Source organism: Desulfosalsimonas sp., assembly GCF_055149105.1.
The window spans coordinates 1-13,926 of record NZ_JBSRLA010000037.1 but is presented as its reverse complement, the minus strand read 5'-3'; the positions used below and the strand labels follow the sequence as shown (position 1 = coordinate 13,926).

The following is a 13,926-nucleotide window of genomic DNA, read 5'->3' as shown; positions in this document are numbered from 1 at the left end:
ACTTGCGCGTAACCGGAGTCCGATATTGGGCGTTGAAAACCGGTTGTTTTTTTGCAACCCAATAAGGGTGATGCAGTCGTAAAAAGTCCTAAAACTGGTATAATCGCTAACCCAAAAAAATAACTTCTTGATTTTACATAACACTTAATCACTTAACACTTGATGGATTCGTAAAAAGTCAGTTTTTATAATTGCCTGATTTTTATTAATATTTACTATTTTTTTCTTGCTATCTGCTGCTGGTTTTGATATACAAAATATTATAATATCAACCAGTTAAATGGAAAAGACATGATACGAATCAAAGATCACAACCAGCTGCCGTTATTTGACCCTTGGCACTTTTTGAGCCCCAAGCGGCGGCGCATGCTCGATGAGAGCTGGCCCGGACTGTTCCGTGAGCATCTGCTAACAGAATTGCCGGTCGATAAAATCCGCCCGTTTCTCAGGCAAGATTTCGGGGCGCCCAGCAAAGAGCTCTATACTCTTTTGGGGGCGTTGCTTTTCCAGCAGGCCATGGACCTAAACGACGCCCAGTGTGTTGAGCAGTTGTCGTTTAACATCCAATGGCACTACGCGCTAAACATTACCGAAGACAGCGACAGCGCCAAGTACATCAGTGAAAAGACCCTGTGGCACTGGCGCCAGGTCCTTGCCGAAAACGGTTTGGATCAACTCATCTTTGATAAAATCAGCACAAAGCTTGCCGGGGTTTTTAATGTCAACACCGACGAGCAGCGCATCGACTCGGTGCACATCAAATCCAATATGCGCAGGCTGGGCCGTATCGGTATTTTCACCCAAACCATCAGCAAGTTTTTGGTGAACCTAAAACGCCATCATCGCGATCTGTTCGATACAATAGATCAAGAACTGATCAACCGCTATGGTTCTCAAAAAGCACTGGCTGCTTTTTCCCTGGTCAAGCCCAGCGACTCGGCCAAAACCCTGGATCAGGTCAGCACGGATCTGTTCCATTTAATAGAGCAGTACAAGGATCAAGCCGCCGTTTGCAGCATGCACAGCTACAAGCTCATGCAGCGGGTGTTATCCGAGCAGTGCGATCTTCAGACCGATGAGGCCAGCAAGGTGGTCGTCAAAAAGCCCAAACAGATCCCGGCCGATTCACTTCAGAATCCCAGCGATCCGGATGCCGCATACAACGGCTACAAGGGACAGGGCTATCAGGTTCAGCTCATGGAAAGCTTTACCCGCACCCAGGATCAAGACCAGAAGGATCAAACACTGAACCTGATCACCCATGTGGCCGTTGAAAGAGCCTGCGCCCATGACGCCAATGCCCTGATCCCCGCCATCGAAGCCAGCCAACAGCTCGGATTAAAACCCAAAACCATTTTGGCTGACACCCTTTACGGTTTTGATAAAAACCAGCAAGCAGCAAAGCAGAACAAGGTTGAAGTGATCGCCCCCACGGCTCATGGGAACAAAAAAGACCGAAAAAGAGATCTGACCAGCTTTACATTTGACTCATCCGGTCGCGTTACCCGGTGTGCAGCTGGCCGCAGCTCGGTAAAGGTCTCTTATAAGAAAAAGACCAGGCGCTACAGTGCATGGTTTAATCTGGATCATTGCTCCAACTGCCCCCATATCGCTCATTGCCCGGTTCAGCCTGGGAAAAAGAACTATTTTCTACGATACAGCGATAAAGACCATCGGCTGACAGTACGCCGGCAATTTGAATCCAGCGACGAATTTATCGAGACCTATCGCTGGCGTGCCGGTGTAGAAGCGACCATGAGTCAGTATGATGCGCTCACCGGGGTCAAGCGATTAAGGGTCCGGAGATATAAAGCCGTACGCTATTGTGCCACGCTCAAGGCGGCCGGGCTCAATATCCTTCGCGCAACTGCCGTGGCCATGGCCCGCAAAAGAACTAAAGACCCGGCCAAGGGCCAAAAAGAGCCTTTTTTTATGCCTTTTCCATTTGTCAAAGAGCGAATTTACCGCATATTTAGCGGTCTTGAAAAAATATTGCTGCCAACGATTGCTTGCGATGATTTTTACTTTAAATCGGCAGCGTGACTTTTTACGAGTTCATCAACACTTAACACTTAACACTGCCTGTAAAAAAGACTTTTTACAGGCTTATCAAGGGTCACCTATAATGAAAACCTATTTTGCATGCATGCCCTGTTTTCTGAACCAGGCTCTGCGGGCCTGCCGGTTTATGGATCTGGATGATCAAAAAACACGTCAGGTGATCAATGCGGTGGCGGAACTGATTCCGCAAATTCCCATGGAAAGCTCGCCGCCGGAAACCGGCAGGACGGTTTATCGAATCATCCGGGAGATTTCAGGCAATGCAGATCCATACCAGCAGGTCAAGGCGGAAAACACGGCCAATGCCCTGGCCCTGTACCCGGTCATGAAACAGATGGCCGCGGCCGCGGCCAACCCTCTGGCGGCCGCTGTCCGGATTGCTGCAGCCGGCAACGTGATTGACTGCGGGGTCAATGCTTCCTATGCCATTGAAAAGGAAGTGGATCAAATGCTGGAAAACGAGTTTGCCGTCTTTGACATGGACGCGTTTCTGGCGCAACTGGAAAAAACCGAACGAATTTTGTATATCGGGGACAATGCCGGCGAATGCGTGTTTGACCGGGTGCTCATTGAGCAGCTGCCCAGGCCGGTGACATACGTGGTGCGCCAGGCGCCCATCATCAATGACGCCACAATGGAGGATGCGATTGCCGCGGGTATTGACCGTGTGGCCGATATTGTTTCTTCCGGCACCGATGCCCCGGGTACCGTACTGTCCACGTGCACTTCGGATTTTCTGGACCTGCTGAAGCAGCCCTGGCTGAAAATCAGCAAGGGGCAGGGCAATTATGAGGCCCTTTCCACGGGCCCCTATCCGGTATTTTTCCTGCTCAAGGCCAAGTGCAGTGTCATTGCCCGGGATCTGGATGTGGACGAGGGGCAGATGATTTTTGCCAGCAGCAACCCCCCGGAATTTTCCCGGGCCCCATGAAGCTCCTTTTCCTGGAACCTTTTTACGGCGGCTCCCACCGGGATTTTGCCGACGGCCTGTGCCGGCATTCCCGCCACGGAATTGATCTGCACACCATGCCGGAGCGGTTCTGGAAATGGCGAATGCGCGGGGCGGCCCTGCATTTTATCCGCCGGATCACCGATCCCGGGGCTTATGATGCCATGATCTGTCCGGCGCTGATGAGCCTTGCCGACTTCCGCATGCTGTGCCGGGGCAGATGCCCCCCGGCCATTGTCTATTTTCATGAAAATCAGCTCACCTACCCGGTGGCCCCGGGCGAAAGCCGGGACCTGCATTTTGCATTCACGGACATCACCACCGCCCTGGCTGCTGACCGGGTGCTGTTTAATTCCCGGACCCATTTGGCGGATTTTTTTCATCATGTGCCTGAATTGCTGCGCAGGATGCCGGATTTCCGGCCCTCCTGGGTGGTCGATCAGATCCGGGCCAAATCCGGTGTCTGCTATCCCGGCTGCCGGTTTCCGGCAGAGCCCCCGGAAAGTCACGCTGTCCAGGCATCCGGCCAGGACCCGCCCCTGGTGATATGGAACCACCGCTGGGAATTTGACAAGCAGCCGGAGATTTTTTTTGCCGCTCTGGAACAGGTGGCCCGGGCTGGCGTGGATTTTGAGGTGGCCGTGCTCGGCCGGGCATATGAGAAAGCGCCCCGGGTGTTTGCTGACGCGCGCAGCCGTCTGGGCGGCAGAATCCGGCAGTTCGGCCATGTGGATGACAAGGGCCAATACCTGCAATGGCTGGCACGGGGTACTGTGGTGGTCAGCACGGCCATCCAGGAAAATTTCGGCATCTCCGTGGTGGAAGCCGCACGCTTCGGATGCCTGCCCCTGGTGCCAAACCGGCTGGTTTACCCGGAAATTATTCCCGCAAACCTGCACCGGCCTTGCCTCTATGACAGCTTTGAAGAGCTTGTGGAAAAGCTTGGGGACATGCTTTGCCGCCCCCGGGCATACGATGATATGCGGCGGGCGCTGGCTGTACACATGGGGCGGTACAGCTGGGAGCACCGGATTGGCGAATTTGACCGGGAGTTTGAAGACCTGGCTGCCGGCAGCAGGGGATAGGGGCACTTTTGTTCAATTTTGTCCTGCCGCCGGCGGGTTTCGCAACCCGGTCTGTATTTTATCGCTCCTTTTTCCGGTTGACTGACGCATCAGGCCTGGATTTTTGTGCCCAGCACTTCGAGAAATTTTGCCAGCCATTGGGGATGGGCCGGCCAGGCCGGGGCAGTGACCAGGTTGCCGTCCACGTGGGCCTGATCCACCGGGATTTCTGCATATGTTCCGCCCGAAAGGGTGACATCCGGTCCCACGGCCGGGTAGGCCGAGCAGGTTCTGCCTTTGAGGATGCCGGCGGCCGCCAGCACCTGGGCCCCGTGGCAGATGGCGGCAATGGGCTTGCCGGCCTGGTCAAAATGGCGGACAATTTCCAGTACGGTTTTGTTTAGCCGGATGTATTCGGGCGCGCGGCCGCCGGGAATGACCAGCGCATCGTAGTCCCCGGCCCGGATATTGTCGAAATCCGCTGTAACGGCAAAGTTATGCCCGGGCTTTTCACTGTAGGTCTGGTCGCCTTCAAAGTCATGGATGGCGGTGCGAACCGAATCCCCGGATTTTTTTCCGGGACAGACCGTGTCCACATGGTGGCCCGTCATCAGCAGTGCCTGATAGGGCACCATGGCCTCGTAATCTTCCACAAAGTCGCCCACAAGCATTAGAATTTTTTTGGCACTCATGCACTCCCCCCCTTTAAATTGGTTAGGTTTGAAAGGAAATGGTTGCTCCGTCTGTATGTCTGTCTTATTTTGGACAAAGTATGGATCTTTTTTTTGCATTGATCCATAATAAAACAAACGTAACCCCATTCCGGGATGTTTGCAAGGCGCGCAATAAAGTGCAAAAGGCGTGGTTTGAAACCGGAAACACCAAAAAGCAACAATATCGTGGAGGTGTCATGTACGCACTGGCAATCAGCGGAAGCCCGAGAAAAGACGGCAATACGGATTATCTGTTAAAGGAGGTACTGGACCCCGTTTCCCGGGCCGGGTGGGAAACCGAACTGGTCCGGGCGGGCGGCAGGGAAATCCGCGGCTGCATTGCCTGCTACAAGTGCTTTGAAAATCAAAACCAGCGCTGTGCGGTGGAAACAGACATGTTCAACGAGATTATGGAAAAAATAGTCCGGGCAGACGCCCTGATCATGGGATCGCCTACGTATTTTACAGACGTGAGCGCAGAATTAAAGGCGGTTGTGGACCGCGCCGGGCTGGTGTCCCAGGCAAACGGGGTGTTGCTGCGCGGCAAAATCGGTGCGGCCGTGGCTGCTGTCCGGCGGGCCGGGGCGGTTCATGTTTTTGATACCATCAATCATATGTTTCTGATGTCCCAGATGATTGTGCCCGGCTCCACCTACTGGAACATGGGCATTGGCTTTGACAAGGGCGATGTGGCAGACGATGCCGAGGGTATAAAAAACATGCGCCATCTGGGGGCGGTCATTGCGTGGCTGGGCAGTGCGATCAGCAAACATCCGGATGCCTATCCCAATCCATAGCGGGAATGCAAATTTGCTTTACAGCGCTGCCCCGGCCGTGATCTGCCGGGGCAGCGCCTTTTTTACCACAGGCAGATGACTTTTGCGCCCTGCTGAAGCTGGGCGCGAACCTTTTCCATGTGCCGCAGCGGCGCCATTTCCCGTTCAAACTCATCCATGGTCAGGCCCATGTCCCCGGCCAGTTTTTCCGGGGGTGTGGGGCCGTTTTTTTTGAGATAATCCACGATGGCAGACTGGTTTTGCGTGAGATCCGGTCCTGTGCCGGTTTTTTCCAGATTCTTGGCGCTGTAGACCGCCCAGGGATCACAGGTTTTGGGCTTGGCCGCCATGTCGATATAACAGTCCTCGCATACGGTCTGTCTCCGTGCTTCCATGGCCTGGTCTTTGCTGATTTCAGCTCCGCAATTCCGGCATTTCATGTCTCGGCCTCCTTTTTGTTTCCTGCAGTCGGGCTTTGAAAAAAAATAACCCAATTTTACGAATTTTCAATGCTGTTGAGAATCATGATGCCTGAAAACACCATGGCCATGATGGAGTGTATGGGACTGGCCGGAGTGCAAACACCTGAGGAAAAATCCATGCAGAAAACCCTGCTGGCGGGCATGCGCCTGGCCGGGATCATATAGAGAGGAGCACAGGCAATCGCTGGCACCGGTTTTTCTGCGGCGGCGGTTTTACCGGGCCTTTTCCTGTTTTTCGGATGCGCCGGCCATGGCTGTGATGGTGCCCTGGGCAACGGCGCAGAGGACTTGGTCGCCCCGGGTATCTGAAAACACCTCGCAGCGGCATACCGCCTGGGTCCTGCCCGTATGTATGACCGTGGCCCGGGAGATGATTCTGTCGCCTTTGGCCGGCTTCAGGTAATTGATTTTATACTCCGAGGTGAGCACATTTGGCCCCAGCACGCTGCCGCCGGCAAATGTCAGGGCGTTGTCTGCGGCATAACTGAGCACCCCGCCGTGCACAAAACCATGCTGCTGCATCAGCTGCGGGGTGACAGCAATGGTGAGTTCGGCCGCGCCCTGATCAAACGCGGTGATTTCAGCGCCCACATGTACACTAAAGGGCTGGGCAGCCAGGATTTGTTTTCCCAGCTCCAGCAGATCATCCATTTGTGTTTTCCTTGTATCCGGGGATTAGCACAATTTTTCCTTTTGGCCGGGCCGCTTCAATGTGTTCATGGGCCTGCCTTGCCTCTGCAAGGGGCATCCGGGCGGCGATTTGCGGCTTGATTTCCCCCTGTGCCAGAAGGTCCAGGAGCCGGGTCAGGTCTGCGGAAAACCATTTCGGGTGTTTTTCGCGCATGGCAGCAATGGAGTAAAAGGCAGTCCGGCGGCCGTTGGGAAGGATATTCCAGAGTTTCAGGCGCATGAAATCAAAGGGGATGCTTCCGCCTTTTGCTGTTACCGCGTTGTAGAAGCCGTAACATACCAGCATGCCGCCGGGATCCAGCAGATCAAAGGATCGTTTGAGGCTTTGTCCGCCAATGGGATCAAAGACCGCATCAAATCCGCCGCCGGCAAGACCGCGCAGGTGTGCGGGCCAGTTTTCCCGCTGATAGTCAATCGGGGTGGCCCCCAGCGAAGACACCAGTTCATGTTTGGGCGCAGAAGCTGTGCCATAGGTTTCCAGTTCTGATAATTTTCCCAGCTGAAGCATTGCCGTGCCCACGGCACCGCCGGCTCCGTGTACAAGAATCCGGGCGCCTTTCTGCACTTCGGCAACGCGGTGAAGCAGCTGGTAAGCTGTTACATAGGAAAGGATTGTGCCAACCGCTTCTGCCGGATCGAGATGGTCGGCAACAGGGGTCAACCGATCTTCGGGAAGGCATAAATACTCGGAATAAGATCCAATGACCGTTAAGTCGGCCACTTTCTGGCCCGGGCGAAGACGGGCTGTGCCAGGCCCGGTTTTGTCCACGATTCCGACCATGTCATAGCCCGGAGAGAAGGGCGGCTTTTGTTTGACTTCCGGGTACATGCCTTTTCGGATCATCACATCCGTGAAAGCCGCCCCTGCGGCAAGTACCCGGATTCGCACCTCTTTGGCTCCGGGTTCGGGCAGGGCAGGCTCCTGGATTGTCTCAAGCACCTCAGGGCCGCCAAAGCGGGTTATAACAACACGTTGATAGCTCATTTTCCCGGCCTGTTTGGTTTATTGTCCGAAATTACACCGGGTTTATCAGAAAAACGCCCCGGGATCAACAGCCCCTGATCATTGGTACATCTCTTCAATAATACCGGCAAATGCCTGGTTGACGTACTTGCGCTTGACCTTCATGGTGGGGGTGACCTCGCCGTCTTCCTCGTAGAGTTTTTTGGGCAGGATGCGGAATTTGCGCACGTTTTCCACACGGGCCAGGCCCTGGTTGACCTGGTCGATTTCAGACTGGATGAGCTTGTTGATTTCCGGGTGTGCGGCCAGATCCCCGTAGGTGGAAAACTGGATTTTGTTTTCCTGGGCGTATTTGACCACATTGTCCTCGTCGATCATGATCAGCGCGGAGAGAAATTTTCGCCGGTCGCCGATCAGTACCGCGTCATTGATGTAGATACTGGCTTTGAGCATGTTTTCAATGTACTGGGGGGAGATGTTTTTGCCGCCCGCGGTGATGATGATGTCTTTTTTCCGGTCCGTGATTTTCAGGTACCCGTCTTTGTCGATTTCCCCCACATCTCCGGAATATAGCCAGCCGTTTTTCAGGGTTTCGGCTGTGGCGGTTTCGTTTTTGTAATACCCGGCAAACACCCCCGGGGATTTGACAAGAATTTCCCCGTCTTCGGCGATTTTGATTTCCGTGCCCGGCACCGGGGTGCCAACGGTGCCGAATTTGGCCCGGCCCTCCCGGGAGGTGCAGGTCACGCCGGTGCCTTCTGTCTGGCCGTAGCCTTCAACCAGGTTGAGGCCGATTGCCTGGTAGAAGAAAAGCACCCGGGCCGATATTGGCGCGGCCCCGGAATAGGCCACCCGGATCCGGTCAAATCCGAGTCTTTCCCTGAGTTTGCGAAATACCGCAAAATGGGCCAACCCAAAAGCCAGGGTCAGCCAGAAGGGCACTTTTTGAAAATGCATTATCCGCTCGGCCCGCTTTTGGCCGATTTTCAGGGCGGCCGCATAAGCCAGCTGTTTTGCCCGGGTGGCATCAGACATGCGGATCTGGATGGCGGAATAGTATTTTTCCCAGATCCGGGGCACGGCATAGCCCACCGTGGGAGAGACCTCGATCATGTTGTCTGTGACCGTGTCCGGCTTTTCCACGAAATTGACCACATAGGCGTGTCGCAGGTGTGTGAACACGGAAAACAACCGCTCAAATATATGGCAAAGCGGCAGAAACGACAACACCTCGTCTTGCCTGTCCATGGGATTTTGTTCCACAATGGCGTCTGCCATCCAGGCGACGTTGCCGTGGGTGAGCATGGCGCCCTTGGGCGGGCCGGTGGTGCCCGAGGTGTAGATCAGTACGCAGAGGTCCCGGGGTGTAAGTGATTCTGAACGCTGATCCACCCTTGTTTTGGAGAGGGCCTTGCCGCGGGCCACAAGTTCGTCAAAGCCCATGACCATGGGATCTGAAAATTCCCGCAGTCCCTTTGTATCCCATACAATGACTTTTTTTAGATCCGGAACCGTGTCTCTGAAACCCAGCCATTTGTCGAGCTGTTCTTCGTTTTCAACAAACAGAAAAACCGAATCGGAATTGGACACCACGTACTGGACTTCCTGCCAGGCATTGGTGGTGTAAATCCCCACGGACACGCCGCCTGCGCACTGGATGCCCATGTCGATCATGACCCACTCCGGGCAGTTGTCCCCGATAATGGCCGCACTGCTGCCTTTTTCAAGGCCCATATCGATTAAGGCCGCGCTGATGTTTCTTGCGGCATCAAAATATTGATTCCAGGAGATATCGTGCCACAGGCCCAGTTTCTTGTAACGCATGGCTACCATCTGCCCGCGGTCGGAAACGGTCTGTTTGAAAACAGCAGGGGTTGTGGATGCAGTCAATGGATTCCTCCGTGTTATCGCCAGACTTTTTTTCGTTTCCAGCGCTGATAACCCTTGGCCGATTCTGTGGAGCGCACACCCATGTAAAATTCCCGGACATTTTCATCTTGCATCAGATCACCGGATTTGCCCTTCATGACAAACCGGCCGTTTTCCAGAATCAGGGCCTCATTTGATACCTCCAGGGCTTTTTTCGCGTTTTGTTCCACCAAAAGGATGGTCACGCCTTCCTGGTTTATTTTTTTTATGATTTCAAATATTTCTTTTACAAGCAAAGGCGATAGCCCAAGGGATGGCTCATCAAGGAAAAGCAGCCTGGGCCGGCTCATCAATGCCCTTCCAATGGCCAGCATCTGCTGCTCTCCTCCGGACAGGGTGCCGGCCCACTGTCCGGTGCGGTCGGCAAGGATGGGAAAATAGGCAAAAACCCGGTCCAGATCTTGGGCCACCGCCTTTTTGTCTCTGCGGGTATAGGCCCCCATCATGAGGTTTTCCCTGATGGTGAGTTCTTCAAACACCTCCCTTCCCTCGGGCACCAGGGATATGCCCATGCGCACGATTTTCTCGGTGCCTGCGCCGTCAATCCGCCGGCCTGCAAATTCAATGGTGCCCTTGTCCGGCTGATCATCGATGAGCCCCATGACCGTGCGCAGAATCGTGGTTTTTCCCGCCCCGTTGTTGCCCAGAATGGCGGTGATGCTGCCTTCCTCCACGGAAAGCGAGGCACCCCGTATGGCATAGATCAGGTCATAATAGGTCTCGATGTTTTTGATTTCCAGCAAAGCCCCCAAAGTCCGGCTCCTTGTGCAATCATGTCGGGTTTATGCCTGTTGGTGTTGCTTTCGGGCCGGGTCCGGCAAATCCGGCTCATCCTCCCCGCCCAGATAGGCCTTTAACACCTCCGGGTGCATGCTCACCTGCTGCGGGGTGCCCTGGGTAATTTTTCTGCCGAAGTTGATGGCAAGAATCCGGTTGGATATATCCATGACCATGTTCATGTCATGTTCGATCAAAAGAATGGTAATGCCAAGTTCGTCCTGGATGTCCTTGATCCAGAAGATCACGTCCTGTTTTTCTTCGGCATTCATGCCGGCGCAGGGCTCGTCGAGCAAAAGCAGTTCGGGTTCTGCGGCAAGGGCCCGGCCCAGTTCGATTTTTTTCTGAATCCCGTAGGGAAGGGCCCCCACCATTTTGTTGCGAAAGGTCTGCAGTTCCAGCAGATCAATGATTTCCTCGACTTTGCGCCGGTTTTGGATTTCCTCTTTGCCGGCAAAGGATTTTTTCCCCCACATCAGCCCTCCCCTGAACAACCCGGTTTTCATAAACAGGTGCCGGCCCAGCATGATGTTTTCCATGGTGTTCATGTTGGAAAACAGCTCAATGTTTTGAAATGTGCGCGCTATTCCGGCCCTGGCCACCCGGTCCGGAGACAGCCCCCGGATGTTTTTGTCCCTGAATATGATTTTTCCCTCAGTGGGCGGATAAATTCCGTTGATGCAGTTAAAAATCGTGGTCTTGCCGGCTCCGTTGGGTCCGATAATGGCGTAAATTTCCCCCTTTGCCACTTCAAAGGAGACATCATCTGCGGCCTTTAGTCCGCCAAAGGCCATGGTCAGCCCGCTGACTGCAAAAAAGGTCATATATCTGGCTCTTTTCTTATTGGGACATGGGAATAAACTCGGTTGTCTGCCAGTCGGTCAGAATCTTTGAACCGCCGTCTGCCGTGCACTGCTGGAGAAAGATCTCCTGCTGGCCGATCCGGCACAACGGATCATCCGGGTCATAAGGTCCATAGGTGATTCTTCCCATCAGTCCCTGAAAATTTTCCATCTTTTCCAGTTCAGCCACCAGCTTTTCCCGGGTAAGGTCCCGGCCGGCCCGGCGGATGGCTTCCACCAGGGGCTCGGCAAGCCCGATGCCGGTGGTGAAGGTATATCCCCAGCGCTCGTCGGCGGCGGCAAATGCGTCATAGACCTCGGTTTTGTATTTGGCCATGAGTTCATGGTTGGGGTTGTTGATGTGTTCGATACCGCCCACATTGCCGGTGGGCTGCGCCATTCCGAAGCTGGCCGTGATCACGCCCTCGTAGAGCCCCTTGGTGATGGCGATCATGAGCGGAAAATCGCCGCATGTGGTGGTGCTCATCCACTGGGGTTCAAAGTTCATGGCCTTGCCAGTGCCCAGAAGCCTGGCCACGTGGCCCGGTGTGACAAAAACCAGGACCGCGTCGGCTTCGGCCTGGCGCAGTTTCATGGTGTGGGGACGCATGTCCGTGTCTGAAATCGACACGGGAACTTTGGCGGCAAGCTCCATGCCGTGCTGTTCAAGCACGTGTTGGGCCCCTTCAAGTCCCTGTTTGCCGTAATCGTCTTCCTGGTAGACCACGGCGATCCTTTTTTTGTCCATTTCCGTGACGGCATATTCCGTCAGCAACTGGGCATCGCCAAGGTAGAGGGGGTAGACGTTAAACAGATGCTTCTGGGGCGGGGTCACCCAGTGCCTGGACCCTGCAGAGGGCCCCACCCATGGAATTTCCCTTTCCATGAGATAGTCTTTGACCGCAAGGCCGCATGCAGTGCCCACCCCGCTGACCCATGCAAACATGCCGGTCTGTTCCTGGAGCTGTTTTACCCCCGCAATGGTCTTGGCCGGGTTGTAAGCGTCGTCAAAATAGTGATGGATCAGTTTTCTGCCGTGGATTCCGCCGTTTGCATTGATCCATTTGAAATACGCGTCTGTGCCCCGGGCCACGGCCCCCCAGGGAGCGGCCGGTCCGGTTTGGGGCGACCACTGGCCGATATGGATTTCAGTGTCTGTCACCCCGACTTCTGCGTGCCCGGTCGGAACAAAACCCAGCACCAGCAAGGCACCCATCACCACAGCCAAAAATGTGTTTTTCATTTTTCCCCCTCCAATCCGGTTTGTTGTTGGTGTTTACACCTTTTTCACGTAATGCCGGGCAAAAAGGCCGCTCGGTTTTACGCACAGGACAATGACGATGACGGCAAAGGCCACCACCGCCTTGTACTCCATGGATACATATCCGCCGAACAAATGCTCCACAATGCCCACGATATAAGCCCCGAACACGGCTCCCGGCAAAGAGGTCATCCCGCCGATCACGGCAGCGGCAAAGCCTTTTAACATGGGGTCCCACATCATATAGGGCTCCATGAACACCGGCGCCAGAAGCAGCCCCGCCACCGTGCCCACAGTGGCCGAAATACCCCAGGTAATCATTTTTACCCGGTTGGTGCGGATTCCCATGAGCCGGGCGGCGGTTTCATTCTGCTGGGTGGCTTTCATGGCCACGCCCAGCCTGGAAAACCGGAAGAACAAAAACAAAGACACCATGATCACAAGAGCGGCCACCAGGGTGAGCAGATCCAGGGTGCTGATATAGACATTGCCAAACATGACACTGGAATAAGAGGAGATGGGAAATGGCATGACCCGCTGGTCTGCGCCGAACTTCCAGGACACGAATCCCAGCAACACCATTTCCAGGCCGATGGTGATGATAATCAGGCCAAGTATATTCGGATTTTTGGCCCTTCGGACAACCGCAAACTCCAAAAAGCACCCCAGAAACATGGCAAACGCCAGTGCCCCGACAAAAGCCGTAAACACAGACTGGCCGTAAGAATAAATCAGCATGTAAGCGATGAACACCGGCAGCAGGGCCATTTCTCCCTGGACGAAATTGGGCACCTCAGAGGCCTTGTAGATCAATACCATGCCCAGGGCCATCAGGGCATAGGCGCTTCCTACGGCGATTCCGCTGACTGTCATCTGGACAAAATCGATCATCTGCCAAATCCTTTCAAAAAGGCCATGGTTTCCAGTATTTTTTCATGCGAATCCAAAGGCCGTATAGCCCCAGGGGTTCAAAGAGCATAATGGCAATCAGGATCGAGCCAAACACGATAAACTGAATGTTGGAAACCCCGGTCAGGGAAAAATAGCTGGCAGAAAGATCCCGGAGCCAGTCTCCGATATAGGGAATCGACAGAATGTTTCGCAGCTGCAGATCCAGAAACGACAGCACAATGGCCCCGGCAATGGGGCCCATGACAGATCCCAGCCCCCCGACCACGGTCATGGTCAGAAAAAACACGGAAAGAAACAGGTTAAACAGCTCCGGCTCGATAAATCGTAGTACAAAGGCGTAGAGCCCGCCGGCCACACCTGCGTAAAATGCACTCAGGGCAAAGGCCATGGTTTTGTATAAAACAAGATGGGTGTGGCTCTTTTGCAACCACCTAAAATTTGATCACTTTTTGTTCTATCCAGATTCATAGCATAACGGAAAAGTCTACTTGATTCGTTTCAGCGGT

Annotated in this window: 15 protein-coding genes; 5 read left to right on the top strand and 10 right to left on the bottom strand. The window is 54.2% G+C overall.

From position 1 onward, the window contains the following. Positions 1–291: 291 nt before the first annotated feature. The 3 genes from ACTCIA_RS10075 to ACTCIA_RS10065 all read left to right on the top strand — a co-directional run bounded on the left by ACTCIA_RS10075 (position 292) and on the right by ACTCIA_RS10065 (position 4,095). The gene (locus ACTCIA_RS10075) at positions 292–2,043 is read left to right on the top strand and encodes a transposase (RefSeq protein WP_463001686.1); all 1,752 of its coding nucleotides are present in this window, start codon (positions 292–294) and stop codon (positions 2,041–2,043) included. An 82-nt stretch (positions 2,044–2,125) separates the two neighbouring features. Next, the gene (locus ACTCIA_RS10070) at positions 2,126–2,992 is read left to right on the top strand and encodes a damage-control phosphatase ARMT1 family protein (RefSeq protein ID WP_463001685.1); all 867 of its coding nucleotides are present in this window, start codon (positions 2,126–2,128) and stop codon (positions 2,990–2,992) included. Continuing rightward, entirely contained in the window at positions 2,989–4,095 is a 1,107-nt protein-coding gene (locus tag ACTCIA_RS10065) for a tRNA-queuosine alpha-mannosyltransferase domain-containing protein (RefSeq protein WP_463001684.1), read from the top strand. The genes ACTCIA_RS10070 and ACTCIA_RS10065 overlap by 4 nt, the downstream gene beginning before the upstream one ends. 89 nt (positions 4,096–4,184) lie before the next feature. Here the strand turns inward: ACTCIA_RS10065 and ACTCIA_RS10060 are convergent, their stop codons facing one another. Continuing rightward, positions 4,185–4,766 (bottom strand): DJ-1/PfpI family protein, encoded by a 582-nt coding sequence (locus ACTCIA_RS10060; RefSeq protein WP_463001683.1) that lies wholly within the window; start codon positions 4,764–4,766, stop codon positions 4,185–4,187. A gap of 218 nt (positions 4,767–4,984) precedes the next feature. Between ACTCIA_RS10060 and ACTCIA_RS10055 the strand changes: the two genes are divergently transcribed. Continuing rightward, positions 4,985–5,584, top strand: coding sequence for a flavodoxin family protein (locus ACTCIA_RS10055; protein ID WP_463001682.1), 600 nt, complete (start codon positions 4,985–4,987; stop codon positions 5,582–5,584). A 62-nt stretch (positions 5,585–5,646) separates the two neighbouring features. On the opposite strand, the gene ACTCIA_RS10050 is transcribed toward ACTCIA_RS10055, so the two are convergent. Then, entirely contained in the window at positions 5,647–6,003 is a 357-nt protein-coding gene (locus tag ACTCIA_RS10050) for a hypothetical protein (RefSeq protein ID WP_463001681.1), read from the bottom strand. Between the two features lie 69 nt (positions 6,004–6,072). Here ACTCIA_RS10050 and ACTCIA_RS10045 point away from each other — a divergent pair, with 69 nt between their 5' ends. After that, positions 6,073–6,210: a hypothetical protein gene (locus tag ACTCIA_RS10045; RefSeq protein WP_463001680.1), complete on the top strand. Its 138-nt coding sequence runs from the start codon at positions 6,073–6,075 to the stop codon at positions 6,208–6,210. Between the two features lie 48 nt (positions 6,211–6,258). On the opposite strand, the gene ACTCIA_RS10040 is transcribed toward ACTCIA_RS10045, so the two are convergent. The 8 genes from ACTCIA_RS10040 to ACTCIA_RS10005 all read right to left on the bottom strand — a co-directional run bounded on the left by ACTCIA_RS10040 (position 6,259) and on the right by ACTCIA_RS10005 (position 13,847). Beyond that, positions 6,259–6,696, bottom strand: a complete 438-nt coding sequence (locus ACTCIA_RS10040) for a PaaI family thioesterase (RefSeq protein ID WP_463001679.1) — start codon at positions 6,694–6,696, stop codon at positions 6,259–6,261. Continuing rightward, on the bottom strand, positions 6,689–7,720 hold the full coding sequence (locus ACTCIA_RS10035) for a medium chain dehydrogenase/reductase family protein (protein WP_463001678.1): 1,032 nt from the start codon (positions 7,718–7,720) through the stop codon (positions 6,689–6,691). Before ACTCIA_RS10035 ends, ACTCIA_RS10040 begins: the two co-directional genes overlap by 8 nt. Before the next feature lie 78 nt (positions 7,721–7,798). Then, positions 7,799–9,589, bottom strand: coding sequence for an AMP-dependent synthetase/ligase (locus ACTCIA_RS10030; protein ID WP_463001677.1), 1,791 nt, complete (start codon positions 9,587–9,589; stop codon positions 7,799–7,801). A 14-nt stretch (positions 9,590–9,603) separates the two neighbouring features. Then, positions 9,604–10,380, bottom strand: a complete 777-nt coding sequence (locus tag ACTCIA_RS10025) for an ABC transporter ATP-binding protein (RefSeq protein ID WP_463001676.1) — start codon at positions 10,378–10,380, stop codon at positions 9,604–9,606. Between the two features lie 30 nt (positions 10,381–10,410). After that, a complete protein-coding gene (locus tag ACTCIA_RS10020; protein ID WP_463001675.1) occupies positions 10,411–11,229 on the bottom strand; it encodes an ABC transporter ATP-binding protein in 819 nt (272 codons plus the stop codon). Positions 11,230–11,245: 16 nt separating this feature from the next. Further along, positions 11,246–12,490, bottom strand: coding sequence for an ABC transporter substrate-binding protein (locus ACTCIA_RS10015; protein ID WP_463001674.1), 1,245 nt, complete (start codon positions 12,488–12,490; stop codon positions 11,246–11,248). Positions 12,491–12,523: 33 nt separating this feature from the next. Beyond that, positions 12,524–13,399, bottom strand: coding sequence for a branched-chain amino acid ABC transporter permease (locus ACTCIA_RS10010; RefSeq protein WP_463001673.1), 876 nt, complete (start codon positions 13,397–13,399; stop codon positions 12,524–12,526). A gap of 13 nt (positions 13,400–13,412) precedes the next feature. Then, positions 13,413–13,847 carry a branched-chain amino acid ABC transporter permease gene (locus ACTCIA_RS10005; RefSeq protein ID WP_463001672.1) on the bottom strand — a complete coding sequence of 145 codons (435 nt, stop codon included), beginning with the start codon at positions 13,845–13,847 and terminating at the stop codon, positions 13,413–13,415. Positions 13,848–13,926: the final 79 nt, after the last annotated feature.

Bases quoted from the DNA above. Each gene is read 5' to 3' on its own strand.
- ACTCIA_RS10075 (WP_463001686.1), top strand. From the start codon at position 292: ATGATACGAATCAAAGATCACAACCAGCTGCCGTTATTTGACCCTTGG.
- ACTCIA_RS10070 (WP_463001685.1), top strand. From the start codon at position 2,126: ATGAAAACCTATTTTGCATGCATGCCCTGTTTTCTGAACCAGGCTCTG.
- ACTCIA_RS10065 (WP_463001684.1), top strand. From the start codon at position 2,989: ATGAAGCTCCTTTTCCTGGAACCTTTTTACGGCGGCTCCCACCGGGAT.
- ACTCIA_RS10060 (WP_463001683.1), bottom strand. From the start codon at position 4,766: ATGAGTGCCAAAAAAATTCTAATGCTTGTGGGCGACTTTGTGGAAGAT.
- ACTCIA_RS10055 (WP_463001682.1), top strand. From the start codon at position 4,985: ATGTACGCACTGGCAATCAGCGGAAGCCCGAGAAAAGACGGCAATACG.
- ACTCIA_RS10050 (WP_463001681.1), bottom strand. From the start codon at position 6,003: ATGAAATGCCGGAATTGCGGAGCTGAAATCAGCAAAGACCAGGCCATG.
- ACTCIA_RS10045 (WP_463001680.1), top strand. From the start codon at position 6,073: ATGCTGTTGAGAATCATGATGCCTGAAAACACCATGGCCATGATGGAG.
- ACTCIA_RS10040 (WP_463001679.1), bottom strand. From the start codon at position 6,696: ATGGATGATCTGCTGGAGCTGGGAAAACAAATCCTGGCTGCCCAGCCC.
- ACTCIA_RS10035 (WP_463001678.1), bottom strand. From the start codon at position 7,720: ATGAGCTATCAACGTGTTGTTATAACCCGCTTTGGCGGCCCTGAGGTG.
- ACTCIA_RS10020 (WP_463001675.1), bottom strand. From the start codon at position 11,229: ATGACCTTTTTTGCAGTCAGCGGGCTGACCATGGCCTTTGGCGGACTA.
- ACTCIA_RS10015 (WP_463001674.1), bottom strand. From the start codon at position 12,490: ATGAAAAACACATTTTTGGCTGTGGTGATGGGTGCCTTGCTGGTGCTG.
- ACTCIA_RS10010 (WP_463001673.1), bottom strand. From the start codon at position 13,399: ATGATCGATTTTGTCCAGATGACAGTCAGCGGAATCGCCGTAGGAAGC.